Genomic DNA, 17,352 nt, shown 5'->3' on the forward strand with positions numbered 1-17,352 from the left:
GGGGCGCCGCGTCAACCTTCGTCGACGGCGCCTGTCCCCAGAATCGTCGGGATGACGGGGAGCGGGGTCACTCCTCGACCAGGTCGCTCTCGATGCAGCCGAGCCAGCCGAGGCCGCGATAGGTCTCGTAGCCGGGGGTCAGCGCGAAGGCGACCAGCTTGCCGCCCTGGCTGTAATAGCCGCTCTCGCGCCGGTCGGTCTGGAGCGGATAATGGCCGGTGCAGATGCCCTGTCCGTCCGACGCGGCGATGATGCGATGGCCGGCGTCGAGCAGCATCAGCCGCGCGGTCGCGCGCTCGGCCGGCGACAGGCCGATGCCGTCGAGCACCGCCGCCGCCTGCGGCGCCCAGTCGAAGAAGATGCCGAGCGCGCCGATCGCGGTGCCACGGCTGTGGCCGCCGGCGCGGACCGCGGTCGAATAGGTCGCGACCTGGGCGTCGCCGAGGGTCGGGTTGGTGGCGATGTCGCAGACCCGGAATTCGTCGCCGGTCCGGGTGGTCATCGCGGCGCGGAACCAGTCCTCGTGCGAGACGTCCTGGCCGATCGCGTCGGGATAGCGGTCGGGGCGTCCGGTCGCGATCACCCGGCCGCTCCGGTCGGCGATCCACAGGTCGAGATAGACGGTGTAGGAGCGCAGGATCGTCGCCAGCCTCTCGGTGGCGTGGGCGACGGTGGCGCGGGTCGGGTCCTCCAGCACCTGCGTCACCGAGCTGTCGGTCGCCCACCAGCGCACGTCGCACGAGCGTTCGTAGAGGTTGCGGTCGATGATCTCGACCGCCGAGCGGGCGAGGTCGGTGTGGCGGGTGCCCTTGAAGTCGATCAGCATCTGGCTGCCCGCGGTGCGCAGCGAGGCGATGTTGGAGGCGATCGCCGAGCGCAGCTCCCCGCCGATCCCCGAGATCGCGCTGGCGAGCGCGCCGAGCTCCTGCGCCACCACCGAGAAGGCGCGGCCCGCCTCGCCGGCGCGAGCGGCCTCCAGCCGGGCGTTGATCGCCAGCATTCCGGTCTGCTTCATCACCCGGTCGATGCGATCGACCTTTTCTTCCGTGACGCGCGAGACCTCATAGGCCAGGCGCAATATATCGTCCTGCATGCGGGGTCCCCCCGATTCGACCTCGTTTGCGGCACCCTCCGCATCATGCTGATGGCAATTGGCTGCTCTTTCGGTGGAACATGTGGGTGGAAATGGTGAATAATCGGTAAGTGGGAGCGGAGATTCCGGCTGGAATCCGCCGTTCGCCGCGCTGCAATATGGAGAATCGATCGATGACGGAGGCCAAAGCCGCCTGGAACGCCCTTCGCGACACCCCGGCGACCAGCCTGACCGAGCTGTTCACCAACGAGCCCGACCGGCTGTCGCGGCTGTCGATGGAAGAGGCCGGCATCCTGTTCGACTTCTCCAAGACGCACCTGTCGGCGGCGCTGATCGACCGCTTCGCCGCGCTGGCCGAGGCGAGCGGCTTCGCGGCGCGGCGCGACGCGCTGTTCGCGGGGGCGGCCGTCAACGTCACCGAGGACCGCGCCGCCGAGCATCCCGCCGAACGCGGCCAGGGCGCGCCCGACAGCGTCGCCCGCGCGCGCGGCTTCCATGCCCGGATGCGCGGCATGATCGACGCGATCGAGGCCGAGGTGTTCGGCCCGATCCGCCACATCCTCCATGTCGGCATCGGCGGATCGGCGCTCGGCCCGGACCTGCTGGTCGACGCGCTCGGCCGCGACGCCGGCCGCTACGAGGTCGCGGTCGTCTCGAACGTCGACGGCGCCGCGCTCGACGCGGTGTTCCGCCGCTTCGATCCGCAGGCGACGCTGCTCGTCGTCGCGTCGAAGACCTTCACCACCACCGAGACGATGCTCAACGCCCGCTCGGTGCTCGCCTGGATGGAGGAGGACAATGTCGAGGACCCCTATTCGCGCGTGATCGCGCTGACCGCCGCGCCCGAGAAGGCGGTCGAATGGGGAATCGACGAGACCCGTATCCTGCCCTTCTCCGAAAGCGTCGGCGGGCGCTATTCGCTGTGGTCGTCGATCGGCTTCCCGGTTGCGCTCGCGCTCGGCTGGGACGCGTTCGAGGAGCTGCTGGAGGGGGCTGCGGCGATGGACCGCCATTTCCGGCTGGCGCCGCCCAGCGCCAACATCCCGCTGCTCGCCGCCTTCGTCGACCAATATTATTCGGTGCTGCGCGGCGCCGAGACGCGCGCCGTCTTCGCCTATGACGAACGGCTGCGGCTGCTGCCTTCCTATCTCCAGCAGCTCGAGATGGAATCGAACGGCAAGGGGGTGAAGGCCGACGGATCGCCGGTCGACGGCCCGACCGCGGCGATCACCTGGGGCGGGGTCGGCACCGATGCGCAGCATGCGGTGTTCCAGCTCCTCCACCAGGGGACGCGGCTGGTGCCGGTCGAGTTCGTCGCGGCGATCGAGCCCGACCATGTCCTCGACGACGCGCACCACCGCACCCTGCTGGTCAACTGCTTCGCGCAGGGGGCGGCGCTGATGGCGGGCCGCGACAATGGCGATCCGGCGCGCGCCTATCCCGGCGACCGGCCGTCGACGACGATCCTGCTCGACCGGCTCGACCCCGGCCGGCTCGGCGCGCTGATCGCCTTCTACGAGCATCGCACCTTCGCCAATGCGGTGCTGCTGGGGATCAACCCGTTCGACCAGTTCGGCGTCGAACTGGGCAAGGAGATCGCCAGGTCGATCGAGAGCGAGGGCACCGACCGCTTCGACCCCTCGACCCGCGCCCTGATCGCCCGCGCGCTGGGGTAGCAGAGACGAGCTTCGTCATCCCGGCGAAAGCCCGGATCTCCCTTCCTTCTTCCTTCGTCGTGCGGAAAGACAGTGAGATCCCGGCTTTCGCTGGGATGACGGGGGCCGGATCGATCACTGTCATCGGCAGGATCGGTTTGCGCCCGCGCGCGGCAACCGCCATATCGGCCGCATCTCAAGCGGAGGAATACGGGCCGATGGCCGAGTTCGACTATGACCTGTTCGTGATCGGCGCCGGTTCGGGCGGGGTGCGCGCGGCGCGCGTCGCCGCCGCCTATGGCGCGCGGGTGGCGGTGGCGGAGGAGCATCGGGTCGGCGGGACCTGCGTGATCCGCGGCTGCGTGCCGAAGAAGATGCTCGTCTATGGATCGCACTTCGCCGAGGATCTGCACGACGCGGCGCGCTACGGCTGGGAGCTGGGCGATATCAGGTTCGACTGGAAGACGCTGCGCGACAACGTCAATGCCGACGTCGACCGGCTCGAGGGGCTCTATACGAACACGCTCGACAACAACAAGGTCGAGCTCTTCCACGAGCGCGCGACGGTCTCCGGCCCCAACGCCGTGACGCTGGCGGGCGGCCGGACGGTCAGCGCCAGGTTCATCCTGATCGCGACCGGCGCCTGGCCGGTGGTGCCCGACGTGCCGGGCGCCGAGCATGGCATCACCTCGAACGAGGTCTTCTACATCGACGAGCTGCCCAGGCGGGTGGTGATCGCCGGGGCGGGCTATATCGCCAACGAGTTCGCCGGCATCTTCCATGCGCTCGGCAGCAAGGTGACGGTGGTCAACCGCTCGGACCAGATATTGCGCGGCTATGACGAGCAGATTCGCGACCGGCTGTTCCAGATCTCGACCCAGAAGGGGATCGAGTTCATCTTCAACGCCAGTTTCGAGAGGATCGAGAAGCGTGAGGACGGCTCGCTCTGCGTCCATTTCAAGGACCATGAGCGGTGCGACACCGACCTGCTGCTGTTCGCGATCGGCCGCAGCCCGAAGGCCGGCGGCCTCGGCCTGGAGGCGGTCGGCGTCGAGCTGAACGACAAGGGCGCGATCGTCGTCGACGAGGACAACCGGTCGTCGGTGCCGTCGATCTATGCGGTCGGCGACGTCACCGACCGGGTCCAGCTCACGCCGGTCGCGATCCGCGAGGGGCAGGCCTTCGCCGACACCGTGTTCGGCGAGAAGCCGCACCGTGTCGACTATGGCGCGATCCCGAGCGCGGTGTTCAGCAACCCGCCGATGGCCGGCGTCGGCCTGACCGAGCGCCAGGCGCGCGAGCAGTTCGGCACGGTCAAGGTCTTCACCTCGGACTTCCGGGCGATGCGCAACGTGCTGGCCGGCCGCACCGAACGCTCGCTCTACAAGCTGGTGGTCCATCCCGAGACCGACGTGGTGCTCGGCATCCACATGATCAGCCCCGATGCGCCCGAGATTCTCCAGGCCGCCGCGATCGCGGTGAAGGCCGGGCTGACCAAGGCGCAGTTCGACCAGACGGTGGCGCTGCATCCCTCGATGGCCGAGGAACTGGTGCTGATGAAATAAACGCCGACAAGGGGGGGCACTGTCGGGATGAGCGAAGGACTTTCGCCGGGCGAGCCGCGTCGCCTGCTGATCGCGACCAACCATCTGCGGCAGCTCGCCGGGTCCGAGGTCGTGGTCCTCGAAACCGCGCGGCACTTCGCCGCCAGGGGATGCGCCATCACCGTCTTCGCCAACTGGGCGGCGGCGCCGATGGCCGAGCTGATCATGGCGGCGACCGGCGCCCCGGTGGTCACCGATCCGAACCGGGTCCGGCCGTTCGCCTACGACATGGCCTATGTCCAGCATCAGGTGCTGGGCCTGTTCGATTATCGTCATGCCGCCGACGAACGGGCGGCGACCCGGATCGTCGCCGGCCGGCTGTCGCGCCGGTCCTATCTGGAAAGCGGCGGCTGGCTGCACGACCGGATCCTGGTCGATCATGTCCTCGCCAATTCGGCGCTGACCGCGGAGCATCTCGCCCGGATCGGCCATGATGCCCCGACCACCGTCTTCCACAATGCCGCGCCCGACGGCTTCTTCCGGCCGTTCGCCGCGAAGCCGGCGACCCCGCGCCGCATACTCGTGGTCAGCAACCATCTCGATCCGGCGCTGGCCGACGCGATCGCACGGCTGCGGCCCGGCATCGCGGTCGACCATGTCGGCGAAGGCGGCGGCCGGGTCACGCTGGTCACGCCCGCGATGATCGCCGGGGCCGACCTCGTCGTGTCGATCGGCAAGACCGTGCCCTATGCGCTGGCGAGCCACGTCCCCGTCTATGTCTACGACCATTTCGGCGGGCCCGGCTATCTCGACGCGGACAATCTCGACGCGGCGGCCCGCTACAATTTCTCCGGCCGCTGCTGCGGACGCAGGCTGTCGGGGGCGGAGATCGCGGCCGAGATCGTCGGTTCCTATGCCAAGGGCGTCGCCTTCGCCCGAGAACCGCGCCAGGCCTGGCTCGATCGCTTCCGCCAGCCGCCCTATCTCGACCGGCTGCTCGATCCGCCGCTGGTGGACAATGCCGAGAAGCGCCGCCGCCTGATCGAGACCGCGTTCATCCCCCAGGAACGGATGCTCGCCTGGCACGTCCGGAAAGGCCATGTCGAGCGCGAGATGCTGACCCTTGAGGTCGCGACCCTCCAGCAGCGATTGCGGGCGATGGCGCCGGGCGGGCTCGTCGACTGAGCGATTTTCATTCCTCCCCATCGCATCGCGATGGGGAGGGGGACCAGCGAAGCTGGTGGAGGGGTTTCCGCCCTTGGGGATCGCGCCGGCTAAGAGGTGAGAAACCCCTCCACCGCCTTCGGCGGTCCCCCTCCCCGGCTTTGCCGGGGAGGAATTATCCGTTTCGGACCGGCAGCCCCGCCGCCCGGAGCGCGGCATGCGCCTCGGCGACGCTGTGCTGGCCGAAGTGGAAGATCGACGCGGCGAGCACCGCGCTGGCGCCGCCCCTGGTCACCCCTTCGACGAGATGGCCGAGATTGCCGACTCCGCCGCTGGCGATCACCGGCACCGGCACCGCGTCGGAAATCGCGCGGGTGAGCGCCAGGTCGTAGCCGTCGCGGGTGCCGTCCCGGTCCATCGAGGTCAGCAGGATTTCCCCGGCGCCGAGCGACGCGAGCCGCTTGGCATGCTCGACCGCGTCGATGCCGGTCGGCTTGCGGCCGCCATGGGTGTAGATTTCCCATTTGCCGGGGCCGACAGCGCGCGCGTCGACCGCGCCGACGACGCATTGCGCGCCGAAGCGCTCGGCCATTTCGGCGCAAAGCTCCGGCCGCGCCACCGCCGCGGAGTTGACCGCGACCTTGTCCGCGCCGGCGAGCAACAGCGCGCGAGCGTCGTCGGCGCTGCGCACCCCGCCGCCGACGGTCAGCGGCATGAAGCAGACCGCCGCCGTCCGCGCGACGACGTCGAGGATGGTGCCGCGCCCCTCATGGCTGGCGGTGATGTCGAGGAAGCAGAGCTCGTCCGCCCCCGCCGCGTCATAGACCCGCGCCTGCTCGACCGGATCGCCGGCATCGGCGAGGTCGACGAAGTTGACGCCCTTGACGACCCGCCCGCCGGCGACGTCGAGGCAGGGGATGACGCGGACCCGGACGGTCATCCGCGCGCCACCCGGAGCGCCTCGGCAAGGTCGAGCCGGCCGTCGTAGAGCGCGCGGCCGGTGATCACGCCCTCGATGCCATCCCCGGCATGCGGGACCAGCGCCGCGATGTCGGCGATGCTCGCGACGCCGCCGCTGGCGATCACCGGGATGCTGGCGTGGCGGGCGAGGGCGACGGTCGCCTCGACGTTGCAGCCCTTGAGCAGCCCGTCGCGGCCGACGTCGGTGAACAGCAGCGAGGCGACCCCGGCGTCGGCGAAGCGGTCGGCGAGGTCGGTGATGCCGACGGTCGACACCTCGGCCCAGCCATGCGTCGCGACAAAGCCGTCGCGCGCGTCGACGCCGACGACGATCCGGCCCGGCAGCTCCTTCGCGGCTTCCCTGACGAGATCGGGATTCTGCAGCGCGGCGGTGCCGATGATCACCCGCTCGACGCCGAGCGCCAGCCAGCGGTCGATCCCGGCGCGGTCGCGGATGCCGCCGCCCAGCTCGACCTTGCCGGGGAAGGCCCTGATGATCGCCTCGACCGCCTCGGCATTGACCGCGCGGCCGGCGAAGGCGCCGTCGAGGTCGACGACGTGGAGCCATTCGGCCCCCGCCTCGGCGAAGCGGCGCGCCTGGTCGGCGGGGTCGTCGCCATAGACGGTGGCGCGGTCCATGTCGCCCTCGGCGAGGCGGACGACCTGGCCGCCCTTCAGGTCGATCGCGGGAAAGACGATGATGCTCACGCGTGGAACCCTATTGCGTCATCCCGGCGGAGGCCGGGATCTCAGGAGATGGGGAGACGAGGTCGCGGCTGGAGTCTCCCGAGATGCCGGCCTTCAGCCCTTGGCTGAAGTTTATCCCGAGCGCCTGCCTTGCAGGCAGCCGAGGGGCCGGCATGACGAGGAAAGCCCTCACGGCTTCCACTCCAGGAACCGTGCCAGCAGCGCCAGCCCATAGGCCTGGCTCTTCTCGGGATGGAACTGGACGCCGACGATATTGTCGCGGCCGACGGCGGCGGTGATCGGGCCGCCATGGTCGGTGGTGGCGAGCCGCTCGGCCGGGTCGGCGACGTCGAAGACGTAGCTGTGCAGATAATAGGCCTCGCCGGGCACGATCAGCGGGTGATCGCCGGCCGGCACCACGTCGTTCCAGCCCATGTGCGGCACCTTGCAGCCGGGCGCGGGCGTCATCAGCCGCACGTCGCCGCCGATCCAGCCGAGCCCGGGGGTACGGCCATGCTCGTGCCCCGCATCGGCGAGGAGCTGCATGCCGACGCAGACGCCGAGGAAGGGCGCGCCGCGCTCCATCACCGCCGTCTCCATCGCCGCGACCATGCCGGGGATCGCGGTCAGCCCGCCCATGCAGGCGGCGAAGGCGCCGACGCCGGGCAGCACGATCCGGTCGGCGCGGGCGACGATATCGGGATCGGCGGTGACGGTCGGCGCGCCGCCGGCCGCCTTCAGCGCATTCTCGACCGAGCGCAGATTGCCCGCGCCATAGTCGATCAGCGCGATGGTCGCCGCCGCTTCCGCTGGCACCTCAGAGCATCCCCTTGGTCGACGGGATCGAATCGGCCTTGCGCGGATCGATCTCCACCGCCGTGCGCAGCGCGCGGGCGAGGCCCTTGTAGCAGCTCTCGACGATGTGATGCTGGTTGGTGCCGTAGAGATTCTCGACATGCAGGGTGATCCCGGCCGCCTGCGCGAAGCTCTGGAACCAGTGCTCGATCAGCTCGGTGTCCCATTCGCCGAGGCGCGGGCCCTTCAGGTCGACCTTCCACACCGTCCAGGGCCGCCCCGATATGTCGAGCGCGACGCGGGTCAGCGTCTCGTCCATCGGCGCATAGGCATGGCCGTAGCGGGTGATCCCCTTCTTGTCGCCGAGCGCCTTGGCCAGCGCCTCGCCGATCGCGATGCCGCTGTCCTCGGTGGTGTGGTGCTGGTCGATATGGAGATCGCCGTCGATCTTCACGGTCAGGTCGATCAGCGAATGGCGCGACAGCTGCTCGAGCATATGGTCGAGGAAGCCGATGCCGGTCGCGACGCTGTAGGCGCCGGTGCCGTCGAGGTTGAGTTCGACCGCGATCGCGGTCTCGCTGGTGTTGCGCGTGATCGATGCGGTCCGCATGGCGGCCCCCTGATTCCCTATGGCCTGTCCCGTGCACCTGTGGCAAAACCCACACACGGGTCGGCGCCGCTATAGCGAGGTTGCGCCGCGCTGCAACGCACGACTTGACCCGGCGGGGTCGAGCGTTCACCAAAGCGCCATGAGCGACCAAGCGCCCGACAGCCTGATTCCCTATGACGAGATCGTCCAGGAGGCGCTTCGCGCCGTGGTCGGCCGGGTGCTCGGCGAGGTCGAGAAGGCGGGCGGACTGCCCGGCGACCATCATTTCTACATCACCTTCAAGACCCAGGGCCAGGGCGTCGACATCCCGAAGCATCTGGCGGAGCGCTTCCCCGACGAGATGACGATCGTCATCCAGAACCGCTTCTGGGACCTGAAGGTGCGCCCCGACGGCTTCGAGGTCGGCCTGTCGTTCAACCAGGTTCCGGCCCGGCTGGTGATCCCGTTCGCGGCGGTCACCGGCTTCGTCGATCCGGCGGTCAACTTCGCGCTCCAGTTCCAGGCGCAGGCCGACGACGCGATCGAGGACACCGGCCACAGCTTCGCCGGCAACGACGCCCCCTCGCCCCCGCCCGCGCCGGTCGAGGACGGGTCGAACGTCGTCTCGGTCGACTTCACGCGCAAGAAGTAGGGGCGGCGGCGCCTCCTTTGGCCGTCATTCCAGCGAAAGCTGGAATCCCATTGCCTTCGGTGCCCGGCGGGGAAGAAAAGGGGAGATCCCGGCGTTCGCCGGGATGGCCGAGGGAAACGCCATGCCCACCGACACCCGCACCGAAACCGACAGCTTCGGCCCGATCGAGGTCCCCGCTACGGCCTATTGGGGCGCGCAGACGCAGCGCTCGATCGAGAATTTCCCGTTCGGGCCCGAGGAGCGGATGCCGATCGGCATCGTCCATGCGCTCGCGCTGGTGAAGCAGGCGGCGGCGCGGGTGAATCGCAGGCATGGGCTCGACCCCAGGCTCGCCGACGCGATCGAGGCGGCGGCGGCCGAGGTGATCGAGGGCCGGCTCGACGACCAGTTTCCGCTGGTCATCTGGCAGACGGGGTCGGGCACCCAGTCGAACATGAACGTCAACGAGGTGATCGCCGGCCGCGCCAACGAGCTGCTGACGGGCGAGCGCGGCGGCAAGAGCCCGGTCCACCCCAACGACCATGTCAACATGGGCCAGTCGTCGAACGACAGCTTCCCGACCGCGCTCCACATCGCCGCCGCGCTCGCGGTCCATCGCCGCCTCTATCCGGCGCTGGAGGCGATGAAGGAGGAGCTGGTCGCCAAGGCGCTGGCGTGGGACGACATCGTCAAGATCGGCCGCACCCATCTGCAGGACGCGACCCCGCTGACGCTGGGCCAGGAATTCTCCGGCTATGCCGCGCAGCTCATCGCCTGCCGCAAGCGGCTGGAGGGCGCGGTCAATGGGGGCATGCTGAAGCTGGCGCAGGGCGGCACCGCGGTCGGCACCGGGCTCAACGCCGCGCCCGGCTTCGCCGAGGACGTCGCGGCCGAGATCGCCGGGCTCGCCGGCCTGCCCTTCGTCACCGCGCCCAACAAGTTCGAGGCGCTGGCCTCGAACGATCCGCTCGTCCACCTGTCGGGCACGCTCGGCACGCTCGCGGTCGCGCTCACCAAGATCGCCAACGACATCCGCCTGCTCGGCTCGGGCCCGCGATCGGGGCTGGGCGAGCTGATCCTGCCCGAGAACGAGCCCGGCAGCTCGATCATGCCGGGCAAGGTCAACCCGACCCAGTGCGAGATGCTGACGATGGTGTCGGCGCAGGTGATCGGCAACCACCAGGCGGTGACGATCGGCGGGTTGCAGGGCCATCTCGAGCTCAACGTGTTCAAGCCGCTGATCGGCGCGGGCGTCCTGCGCTCGATCGCGCTGCTCGCCACCGGCATGGAGAGCTTCACCGAACGCGCGCTCGCGGGCATGGAGCCCGACCGCGCCCGCATCGCCGACCTGGTCGGCCGCTCGCTGATGCTCGTCACCGCGCTCGCGCCCGAGATCGGCTACGACAATGCCGCGAAGATCGCCAAGCACGCCCATCATGAGGGCCTGACCCTCAAGCAGGCGGGCCTCGCCCTCGGCCTGATCGACGAGGCGACCTTCGACCGGGTGGTGCGCCCGGAGACGATGGTGGGGCGGTAAGTTTCCGCCCGTCATTCCAGCGAAAGCTGGAATCTCATTGCCTTCCTTGCTGCGATCGATGGAAAGGCAGGGAGATCCCGGCTTTCGCCGGGATGACGGTTGGGGAGGGGAACTTCCCCGCATCCCGCGCGCTTCTTCCGGTGAACCAGTGATCAGGGACTTATCTGCATGATCGGCAAGCTCATCGGCGCCTTCATCGGCCACAGGATCGACCGCCGCGACGGCGAGGGCGGGGTGAAGGGGGCGGTGCTGGGCGCCGCCGCCGCGAGCGTCGTCCGCCGGGCCGGGCCGATCGGCCTGCTGCTCGGCGGCGCCTATGTCGCCAAGAAGGCGCTCGACCGGCGCAAGGCCGATCGCGGCGCGGCGAAAGGGGCCGCCGACATCTGATTTTGCCGCCAGCGCAGGATTGACGCGGCGCCCCTGTCCGGGGCAAGTGCCGCCATGGCCCATATCACGCTCAAGCGCCGCGGCGTCCTGTTCGTCCTCTCCTCGCCCTCGGGCGCCGGCAAGTCCACCATCGCGCGCCGCCTGCTCGCCTCCGACGACAATCTGAAGATGTCGGTGTCGGCCACCACCCGGCCGATGCGCCCCGGCGAGGTCGACGGCGTCGACTATCATTTCGTCGATCTCGAGAAATTCCGCGAGATGGTGTCGAACCACGAATTCCTCGAATGGGCGCACGTCTTCAACCATCGCTACGGCTCCCCCGCCCAGCCGATCGACGCGATGCTGAGCGACGGCAGCGACGTGCTGTTCGACATCGACTGGCAGGGCGCGCAGCAGCTCTACCAGACCTGCGGCGGCGACGTGGTGCGCGTCTTCATCCTGCCGCCGTCGATGGTCGAGCTGGAGGACCGGCTGCGCAAGCGCGCCACCGACAGCGAGGAGGTGATCGTCGGCCGGATGCAGCGCGCCGCCGCCGAGGTGAGCCACTGGGACGGCTACGACTATGTGCTGATCAACGACGACGTCGACCGCTGCTTCGCCGAGGTCCGGCACATCCTCGAGGCCGAACGCCTCAAGCGCAGCCGCCAGACCGGCCTGATCGGGTTCATCCGGAAGCTGACCACCCCTGCGGGGTAGTTGTCCCGTCATCCCGTCTCCCCGTCATGCCGGCGGAGGCCGGCATCTCAGCGGGTTCTTGCGACGACCTCATCCCAGAATCTCCGGAGATGCCGGCCTCCGCCGGCATGACGATTTCGGGGACGATCCCAGGAAAATCTCCGGCGTCCAAGGACTAAACGACACATCCCATCGCAGTATTGCTTGCACGGAACGATCTTTGGCCTAGCCTCCCGGGTTTGGATTGACGGGAGGGCCCGCATGGCCAGGACCTTGATCGGCGGCGTCGCCGCCGGTGTCGTGCTCTATCTGATCGGCTTCGTCTTCTGGGGGACGCCGCTCAGCCAGCTTGCCTTCAACCGGCTCGAACAGCCGCAGTCGGCGGCGATCCAGCAGGCGCTCGCCGAGACGCTGACGGCGAGCGGCACCGGCACCTACTCGATCCCGGCGACGGGGACGGCGGTGGGCGACATCGCCTTCGCGCGCGGGCCGGTCGCGGTGGTCCATTTCAACACGGGCGGCTTCCCGGTGGTCGACAGCGGGTCGCTCGGCAGCGGCTTCATCCTCGCGATCATCACCGGCCTGATCATCGCCGCGGCGATGGGCGTGGTCGGATCGCGGATCGCCGACTTCGCCGGCCGCGCCCAGGTCGCCGTCCTGTTCGCGCTGGCGGCGACGCTCTACCTCGACATCGGCCAGCCGATCTTCAACCATTTCGGTTTCGGCTACTGGATCTACCTGTTCGTCAGCGACTTCGTCGGCCTCGCCGCCGCCGGCCTGATCATCGCCCGCTGGTTCCTCCCCCGCGGCGGGATATTGAGTTGAAGCGCCCTGCTGCCGAAGCCGTGCATCGGAGCCCGTAAGGGCTCCGCAAGCGCGAACGCGCGCCCGAGCTTATGCGAGGTAGCCAAGGCGGACGGATGTCCGCCGCCCGGCGCCTGAGGGCTAAACCAATCTAAACCAACAACCCCAACAACCGCGCCGCCGCCTTGAAATCGGCGCGGCGATTCTCGCGGGCCTCGGTGGCGAGCGCGTCCTCGCCCCATTGCTCGGCCTGCCACAGCTCGTCGAGATGCGCGGCGGCGAAGGCCTGCTCGGCGTCGATCCGCCCCTCGGCCAGCGCCAGCGCGATCACCAGCGAACCGGTGATGGTGACGAGCGGCTGGAGCGCGGCGAGGTGGAAGGCGTCGTGCGCCGCGACCGCCGCCGCCAGCCGCTGCACCGTCTCGTCGGGCTGCGGGCGGTGGATGATTCCGGCGACCGTCTCGAAATGGACGTCGTAGCGGTCCCGCGCCCAGTCGAGCAGCGGGTCCCAGCTCGCGGCCTGGCGGTCGACCAGTTTGGCCGGGCTGTCGGCGCGGTAGCAGAGCAGGTCGGTCTCGGCATAGGCGGCGAGGCCCCGGGCGAAGGCGGCGGGATCGGGCGCGATCCGGTCGATCGCGGCGTTGGCGAGCCCGGTCAGCGGCATGCGGCGCGGGTCGATCTCCTCGGCCTGCGCGTCCCATTCGGCGGCGACGGCGTGCGCCAGCGCCGAGGTGGGGAGGGTGAGGTCGGCGCGCGCCGGGGTCTTCACCGGGCGCCCGTCGAGCCGGATCGCATGGCCGCCCGCGACGGGCTCGACCGACACCTGCTTGTAGAATCGCTTCATGGCCGTGCCGATAGCGCGAGTCGGAGGATATCGGGAAGCTGGTCGGGCCGGTCGGCGACGAAATCGGCGCCCTCGTCGAACAGCTCGCGGGGGGTATGATAGCCCCAGGCGACGCCGATCGTCGCGCAGCCGGCATTGACCCCCATGCCGATGTCGAAGCTCGTGTCGCCGATCATCACACTGGTCGCCGGGATCGCGCCGGCGTCGGCCATCGCCTGGACGATCATCGACGGATGCGGCTTGGACGGGTGGCGGTCGGCGGTCTGGAGCGAGACGAACAGGCCGTGGATGCCGTGCGCCTCCAGGCAATGGTGGAGCCCGCGGTCGGACTTGCCGGTCGCCACCGCGAGCAGCCAGCCGTCCGCGTCCAGCGCGCGCAGCGTCTCGGCGACGCCGGGGAACAGCGGCTCGTCGACCTCGCCCGCGCCGCGCATCGCCTGGAAGGCGCGCTTGTAGGTCTCGCCGACCCGGACGTGCAGGTCATGGTCGGCGTCGGGCAGCAGCACCGCGACCGCCTGGGTCAGGTTGAGGCCGACGACGCGACGGACCGCCGGGGCGGCCGGCTCCGGCAGCTTCTCGATCGCGAACGCCTCGGCCATGGCGCGGCAGATATTGGCCTGGCTGTCGACCAGCGTGCCGTCGCAGTCGAAGATGGCGAGGCGATTGGGCCCCGAGGCGAGGGCGCTCATCCCCGGCTGCGTCCGCGCCGTTCGCCGCGCCGCGCCTTGCGCGCGTCCTTCGCCCGGGCGGCCAGCGCGCGGCGCTTGCCCTCGGCGGTCTCGGAGAATTTCACCTCGTCGATCGGCAGGTCGCCCTCGGCCTCGTCGAAGCCCAGGTTGCGCAGCGAATCGGTGATATGCTCGGGCGGCTCGGCGATCACGTCGAGCGTGCCGCCATCGGGATGGTCGACCCGCAGGCGGCGGGCGTGGAGGTGCATCTTGCGGCTGATCGTGCCCGACAGGAACGCCTCGGCCCCGCCATATTTGCCGTCGCCGACGATCGGGTGGCCGATCGCGGCGAGGTGGACGCGGAGCTGGTGGGTGCGGCCGGTATGGGGCTGCAGCTCGATCCAGCAGGCGCGGTTGCCGGCGCGCTCGATCACGCGGTAGCGGGTCCGCGCCGGGCTGCCCTCCTTCTCGTCGACGTGCATCTTCTCGCCGCCGGTGCCCGGCTGCTTGGCGATCGGCAGCTCGATCATGCCGTCGTCGATCGACGGCACGCCGGTCGCGATCGCCCAATAGACCTTGCGCGCGGTGCGGCTGCTGAACGCCTTGGCGAAATGCGCGGCGGCGCGCGAGGTGCGCGCGAGCAGCAGCACCCCCGACGTGTCCTTGTCGAGGCGGTGGACCAGCTTGGGCCGGCTCTCCGCGTCGAACTGGAGCGCGTCGAGCAGCCGGTCGACATGGACGTCGGTCTTGGTGCCGCCCTGGGTGGCGAGGCCGGGGGGCTTGTTGATCACGATCGCCTGCCGGTCCTGGTGGATCACCAGGCTGCGGGCGAAGGCGATCTCCTCCTCGGTCAGCGGCGCGCGGGGCCGGGCGGGGCGTTGTGCCTTGGCGGCGGTCGCCGCCGCCGCGATCTCGGCCGGGGGCAGGCGGATGACCTGGCCCGCCTCGATCCGGTCGCCGGGGGCGGCGCGCTTGCCGTCGACCCGGAGCTGGCCGGTGCGCGCCCAGCGCGAGACGATGTTGAAGCTGGTGTCGGGCATGTGCCGCTTGAACCAGCGGTCGAGCCGGATGCCGTGGTCGTCCTCGCCGACGGTGAACTGGCGGCTGTCGTCCGCGCCGCTCATGCCAGCACCCGGCCGAGCGCGAGGCCCGCGAACAGCATCAGCAGCGACCCCGCGACCGACGACACCGCATAGGCGCAGGCCATCGCATAGTCGCCGCGCGTCAGCATGTTGAAGCTCTCCAGCGTGAAGGCGGAGAAGGTGGTGAAGCCGCCGAGCACGCCGACGCCGAGGAACAGGCGCAGCGGCTCGCCCTCGATCGGCGCGCGGGCGACCACCGCGGCGAGCACCCCCATCAGCAGCCCGCCGAGCAGGTTGACGATCCAGGTGCCGAACGGGAAGGACGGGCCGAGCTGGCGGAGCGCGACCGAGCCGATATGGTAGCGGAAGCCGGCGCCGATGGCGCCGCCGACCATGACGAGGAGAAGCGGGGGCATGCCCGCCCTTTAGCCGCTGCCGCGACCGGGCGCCAGTGCGGCCGCCGCCTTGGTTATCGCGCGTCGGCGTCGCGGATCAGGATGGTCCCCGCCGATCCGTCCGCGGCCGGGTTGATCGTGATGGTCAGATGGTCGCCGTCGCCCTTGGTCGCGGTCACGATCGAGGCGGCGCCGGCCTGCTTGACTGCGACGTCGCGGAAATCCGCGCCGGGCGCGGCGGCGGCATAATAGGTCGCGACCTTGCCGGGATCGGCCGGGCTGGTGAAGCGCATCTCGACCACGCCGTCGCCCTTGCCGCTCTGGTCGGTGACGTCGATCCCCGACAGCCTGGTGCCGGGATAGAGCTTCATCCCGTCGATATCCATGTGATCGCCGCCCAGCTCCATGCCGGGGATCTTCACCTTGCCCTCGAAGCCCGGCACCGAGACCGAGACCCCCTCGGCCCCGTCCTTCGCCGCGATCGCGACATTGCCGTCGGCGCTGATACTGACCGAAGCGGTGTCGTTCGCCGCCTCGTCCTTGCCGACCTTCATCTCGCAGGCGCCGAGCAGCAGCAGCGGCACCGACAATCCCAGCACGGCCTTGCGCATCACCCATCTCCCGGGAAGCTGTCCTGATCCGACAAGTGTGTTATATTCATATGACACCAGTTGCAATCCCGCGCAGCTTGGACGAAGTTGCGGCCCATGTTCAACATCATCTCGCTCGCGATCGGCATCGTCGCCCTGCTCGGCGCGATGCTCGGCTTCTTCCCTTTCCTGGGCTGGATGAACTGGGCGATCGTGCCGCTCGCGCTGATGGGCGCGGCGTTCGGCATCCTCTCCCACCGCGACAGCGGGCGGCGGCTCAACAGCTTCGTGCTGGTGGTCGGCATCGTCCGGCTGATCATCGGCGGCGGCCTGTTCTGACCGGCGGCCCGGCCGGACCCCGTTTCACGACTCGCTGAAACCGTTCCAGGGCGCGGGATTGCTTGCCGAATCGGCGGGCAGGCGTCACTCTCGTCCGTCCGGGCGATTCGGGCATCGCCATGTGCCGGGGGCCCTGATGACACCAGCCGAACTCGCAGCGCACCTGCCCAAGGGCAGCGTCTTCGCGGATTGCGACGATGCCGAGCTTGCCGACCTGCTGTCGGTCGGCTCGCTCCAGCCGACCCGCTCGAACGAGGAGATATTGCGCCAGGGCGACGAGGGCACCTCGCTGCTGCTGGTCCTCGACGGTGTGGTGCGCATCTCGCTGGTGACGCCGAACGGGCGCGAGATCATCCTCGACTATGCCGAGGCGGGCGCGGTGCTGGGCGAGATCGCGGTGCTCGACGGCCAGCCGCGCACCGCCTCGGCGACGGCGATGTGGCCGGGGCGGCTGCTCCGCATCCCGCGCGCCAGCTTCTTCGCCTTCCTCGAACGCCATCCCAAGGTGGCGGTACGGCTGCTGCGGGAGATGGCGCGCCGGCTGCGCGAGACCGACAGCACGATCGAGAGCGACCGCGCCTTCACCACCGCGCCGCGCCTCGCCCGCTATCTCAAGCGGCTGACCGACCAGAAGATGCACGGCGCCAAGCTGACCCGCGACCTCAGCCAGTCGGAGCTCGGCAGCTTCGTCGGCATCAGCCGCGAGAACATCAACCGCCAGCTCGCCGCCTGGGCGAGCGAGGGGGTGATCGAGCTGACCCAGGGCAAGATCCGGATCGTCGATCCCGATTACCTCACCCAGATCGCCGAGGCGGCGGAGTAGGACCATCTCCCGTCATCCCGGCGAAAGCCGGGATCTCCCTGCCTTTCCCGTCGCCGGCAGGGCAGGAAAAAAAGGAAGTGAGATCCCGGC

At 69.7% G+C, this 17,352-nt stretch carries 20 protein-coding genes; 10 read left to right on the plus strand and 10 right to left on the minus strand.

The window, feature by feature from the left end; translation table 11 throughout:
* Nucleotides 1-67: 67 nt before the first annotated feature.
* Nucleotides 68-1,093 (minus strand): cache domain-containing protein, encoded by a 1,026-nt coding sequence (locus tag HRJ34_RS29500; protein ID WP_030090160.1) that lies wholly within the window; start codon nt 1,091-1,093, stop codon nt 68-70.
* Between the two features lie 173 nt (nt 1,094-1,266).
* Between HRJ34_RS29500 and pgi the strand changes: the two genes are divergently transcribed.
* The 3 genes from pgi to HRJ34_RS19660 all read left to right on the plus strand — a co-directional run bounded on the left by pgi (nt 1,267) and on the right by HRJ34_RS19660 (nt 5,477).
* Nucleotides 1,267-2,769, plus strand: coding sequence for a glucose-6-phosphate isomerase (gene pgi / locus HRJ34_RS19650; protein ID WP_012048931.1), 1,503 nt, complete (start codon nt 1,267-1,269; stop codon nt 2,767-2,769).
* Between the two features lie 197 nt (nt 2,770-2,966).
* Nucleotides 2,967-4,313 (plus strand): glutathione-disulfide reductase, encoded by a 1,347-nt coding sequence (gorA, locus tag HRJ34_RS19655; RefSeq protein WP_208632169.1) that lies wholly within the window; start codon nt 2,967-2,969, stop codon nt 4,311-4,313.
* A gap of 27 nt (nt 4,314-4,340) precedes the next feature.
* Nucleotides 4,341-5,477 carry a glycosyltransferase family protein gene (locus tag HRJ34_RS19660; RefSeq protein WP_208632170.1) on the plus strand — a complete coding sequence of 379 codons (1,137 nt, stop codon included), beginning with the start codon at nt 4,341-4,343 and terminating at the stop codon, nt 5,475-5,477.
* A 154-nt stretch (nt 5,478-5,631) separates the two neighbouring features.
* Here the strand turns inward: HRJ34_RS19660 and hisF are convergent, their stop codons facing one another.
* The 4 genes from hisF to hisB all read right to left on the minus strand — a co-directional run bounded on the left by hisF (nt 5,632) and on the right by hisB (nt 8,508).
* On the minus strand, nt 5,632-6,396 hold the full coding sequence (gene hisF / locus HRJ34_RS19665) for an imidazole glycerol phosphate synthase subunit HisF (protein WP_012048928.1): 765 nt from the start codon (nt 6,394-6,396) through the stop codon (nt 5,632-5,634).
* Nucleotides 6,393-7,124, minus strand: coding sequence for a 1-(5-phosphoribosyl)-5-[(5-phosphoribosylamino)methylideneamino]imidazole-4-carboxamide isomerase (gene hisA / locus HRJ34_RS19670; RefSeq protein WP_029995486.1), 732 nt, complete (start codon nt 7,122-7,124; stop codon nt 6,393-6,395). The genes hisF and hisA overlap by 4 nt, the downstream gene beginning before the upstream one ends.
* A gap of 168 nt (nt 7,125-7,292) precedes the next feature.
* Nucleotides 7,293-7,919, minus strand: coding sequence for an imidazole glycerol phosphate synthase subunit HisH (gene hisH / locus HRJ34_RS19675; protein WP_012048926.1), 627 nt, complete (start codon nt 7,917-7,919; stop codon nt 7,293-7,295).
* 1 nt (nt 7,920) lies between these two features.
* Nucleotides 7,921-8,508: an imidazoleglycerol-phosphate dehydratase HisB gene (gene hisB, locus HRJ34_RS19680; protein ID WP_012048925.1), complete on the minus strand. Its 588-nt coding sequence runs from the start codon at nt 8,506-8,508 to the stop codon at nt 7,921-7,923.
* A 139-nt stretch (nt 8,509-8,647) separates the two neighbouring features.
* Here hisB and HRJ34_RS19685 point away from each other — a divergent pair, with 139 nt between their 5' ends.
* From HRJ34_RS19685 to HRJ34_RS19705, 5 genes are all read left to right on the plus strand, one after another.
* Entirely contained in the window at nt 8,648-9,139 is a 492-nt protein-coding gene (locus HRJ34_RS19685; RefSeq protein WP_012048924.1) for an SspB family protein, read from the plus strand.
* Nucleotides 9,140-9,260: 121 nt separating this feature from the next.
* Nucleotides 9,261-10,655 carry a class II fumarate hydratase gene (gene fumC / locus HRJ34_RS19690; RefSeq protein WP_208632171.1) on the plus strand — a complete coding sequence of 465 codons (1,395 nt, stop codon included), beginning with the start codon at nt 9,261-9,263 and terminating at the stop codon, nt 10,653-10,655.
* Nucleotides 10,656-10,823: 168 nt separating this feature from the next.
* Nucleotides 10,824-11,042, plus strand: a complete 219-nt coding sequence (locus HRJ34_RS19695; protein ID WP_016747231.1) for a hypothetical protein — start codon at nt 10,824-10,826, stop codon at nt 11,040-11,042.
* Between the two features lie 54 nt (nt 11,043-11,096).
* Nucleotides 11,097-11,738, plus strand: coding sequence for a guanylate kinase (gene gmk / locus HRJ34_RS19700; RefSeq protein ID WP_012048922.1), 642 nt, complete (start codon nt 11,097-11,099; stop codon nt 11,736-11,738).
* A gap of 240 nt (nt 11,739-11,978) precedes the next feature.
* The gene (locus HRJ34_RS19705) at nt 11,979-12,542 is read left to right on the plus strand and encodes a hypothetical protein (RefSeq protein WP_012048921.1); all 564 of its coding nucleotides are present in this window, start codon (nt 11,979-11,981) and stop codon (nt 12,540-12,542) included.
* Nucleotides 12,543-12,672: 130 nt separating this feature from the next.
* On the opposite strand, the gene HRJ34_RS19710 is transcribed toward HRJ34_RS19705, so the two are convergent.
* Genes HRJ34_RS19710 through HRJ34_RS19730 form a run of 5 tightly spaced genes read right to left on the minus strand, consistent with a single transcriptional unit; the run spans nt 12,673 to nt 16,121 of the window.
* A complete protein-coding gene (locus HRJ34_RS19710; RefSeq protein ID WP_029995482.1) occupies nt 12,673-13,365 on the minus strand; it encodes an ATP12 family chaperone protein in 693 nt (230 codons plus the stop codon).
* On the minus strand, nt 13,362-14,054 hold the full coding sequence (locus HRJ34_RS19715) for an HAD hydrolase-like protein (protein ID WP_030090153.1): 693 nt from the start codon (nt 14,052-14,054) through the stop codon (nt 13,362-13,364). Before HRJ34_RS19715 ends, HRJ34_RS19710 begins: the two co-directional genes overlap by 4 nt.
* Nucleotides 14,051-15,157: an RluA family pseudouridine synthase gene (locus HRJ34_RS19720; RefSeq protein ID WP_016745078.1), complete on the minus strand. Its 1,107-nt coding sequence runs from the start codon at nt 15,155-15,157 to the stop codon at nt 14,051-14,053. Before HRJ34_RS19720 ends, HRJ34_RS19715 begins: the two co-directional genes overlap by 4 nt.
* Nucleotides 15,154-15,531, minus strand: coding sequence for a fluoride efflux transporter CrcB (crcB, locus tag HRJ34_RS19725; protein ID WP_012048917.1), 378 nt, complete (start codon nt 15,529-15,531; stop codon nt 15,154-15,156). Before crcB ends, HRJ34_RS19720 begins: the two co-directional genes overlap by 4 nt.
* A 53-nt stretch (nt 15,532-15,584) precedes the next feature.
* Nucleotides 15,585-16,121, minus strand: a complete 537-nt coding sequence (locus HRJ34_RS19730) for a hypothetical protein (RefSeq protein ID WP_016745073.1) — start codon at nt 16,119-16,121, stop codon at nt 15,585-15,587.
* 96 nt (nt 16,122-16,217) lie between these two features.
* Between HRJ34_RS19730 and HRJ34_RS19735 the strand changes: the two genes are divergently transcribed.
* Nucleotides 16,218-16,439, plus strand: coding sequence for a hypothetical protein (locus tag HRJ34_RS19735; RefSeq protein WP_012048915.1), 222 nt, complete (start codon nt 16,218-16,220; stop codon nt 16,437-16,439).
* 136 nt (nt 16,440-16,575) lie between these two features.
* Nucleotides 16,576-17,262 carry a Crp/Fnr family transcriptional regulator gene (locus HRJ34_RS19740; RefSeq protein WP_012048914.1) on the plus strand — a complete coding sequence of 229 codons (687 nt, stop codon included), beginning with the start codon at nt 16,576-16,578 and terminating at the stop codon, nt 17,260-17,262.
* Nucleotides 17,263-17,352 lie beyond the last annotated feature (90 nt).

It is taken from the genome of Rhizorhabdus wittichii (assembly GCF_017607425.1).
Lineage (GTDB): Bacteria > Pseudomonadota > Alphaproteobacteria > Sphingomonadales > Sphingomonadaceae > Rhizorhabdus > Rhizorhabdus wittichii.

Coding starts and splice junctions, on each gene's coding strand:
- HRJ34_RS19735 (WP_012048915.1), top strand. CDS start 16,218: ATGTTCAACATCATCTCGCTCGCGATCGGCATCGTCGCCCTGCTCGGC.
- HRJ34_RS19695 (WP_016747231.1), top strand. CDS start 10,824: ATGATCGGCAAGCTCATCGGCGCCTTCATCGGCCACAGGATCGACCGC.
- HRJ34_RS19715 (WP_030090153.1), bottom strand. CDS start 14,054: ATGAGCGCCCTCGCCTCGGGGCCCAATCGCCTCGCCATCTTCGACTGC.
- gmk (WP_012048922.1), top strand. CDS start 11,097: ATGGCCCATATCACGCTCAAGCGCCGCGGCGTCCTGTTCGTCCTCTCC.
- pgi (WP_012048931.1), top strand. CDS start 1,267: ATGACGGAGGCCAAAGCCGCCTGGAACGCCCTTCGCGACACCCCGGCG.
- HRJ34_RS19720 (WP_016745078.1), bottom strand. CDS start 15,157: ATGAGCGGCGCGGACGACAGCCGCCAGTTCACCGTCGGCGAGGACGAC.
- crcB (WP_012048917.1), bottom strand. CDS start 15,531: ATGCCCCCGCTTCTCCTCGTCATGGTCGGCGGCGCCATCGGCGCCGGC.
- fumC (WP_208632171.1), top strand. CDS start 9,261: ATGCCCACCGACACCCGCACCGAAACCGACAGCTTCGGCCCGATCGAG.
- HRJ34_RS19660 (WP_208632170.1), top strand. CDS start 4,341: ATGAGCGAAGGACTTTCGCCGGGCGAGCCGCGTCGCCTGCTGATCGCG.
- HRJ34_RS19740 (WP_012048914.1), top strand. CDS start 16,576: ATGACACCAGCCGAACTCGCAGCGCACCTGCCCAAGGGCAGCGTCTTC.
- hisF (WP_012048928.1), bottom strand. CDS start 6,396: ATGACCGTCCGGGTCCGCGTCATCCCCTGCCTCGACGTCGCCGGCGGG.
- HRJ34_RS19705 (WP_012048921.1), top strand. CDS start 11,979: ATGGCCAGGACCTTGATCGGCGGCGTCGCCGCCGGTGTCGTGCTCTAT.
- HRJ34_RS19710 (WP_029995482.1), bottom strand. CDS start 13,365: ATGAAGCGATTCTACAAGCAGGTGTCGGTCGAGCCCGTCGCGGGCGGC.
- HRJ34_RS19685 (WP_012048924.1), top strand. CDS start 8,648: ATGAGCGACCAAGCGCCCGACAGCCTGATTCCCTATGACGAGATCGTC.
- hisB (WP_012048925.1), bottom strand. CDS start 8,508: ATGCGGACCGCATCGATCACGCGCAACACCAGCGAGACCGCGATCGCG.
- gorA (WP_208632169.1), top strand. CDS start 2,967: ATGGCCGAGTTCGACTATGACCTGTTCGTGATCGGCGCCGGTTCGGGC.
- HRJ34_RS19730 (WP_016745073.1), bottom strand. CDS start 16,121: ATGCGCAAGGCCGTGCTGGGATTGTCGGTGCCGCTGCTGCTGCTCGGC.
- HRJ34_RS29500 (WP_030090160.1), bottom strand. CDS start 1,093: ATGCAGGACGATATATTGCGCCTGGCCTATGAGGTCTCGCGCGTCACG.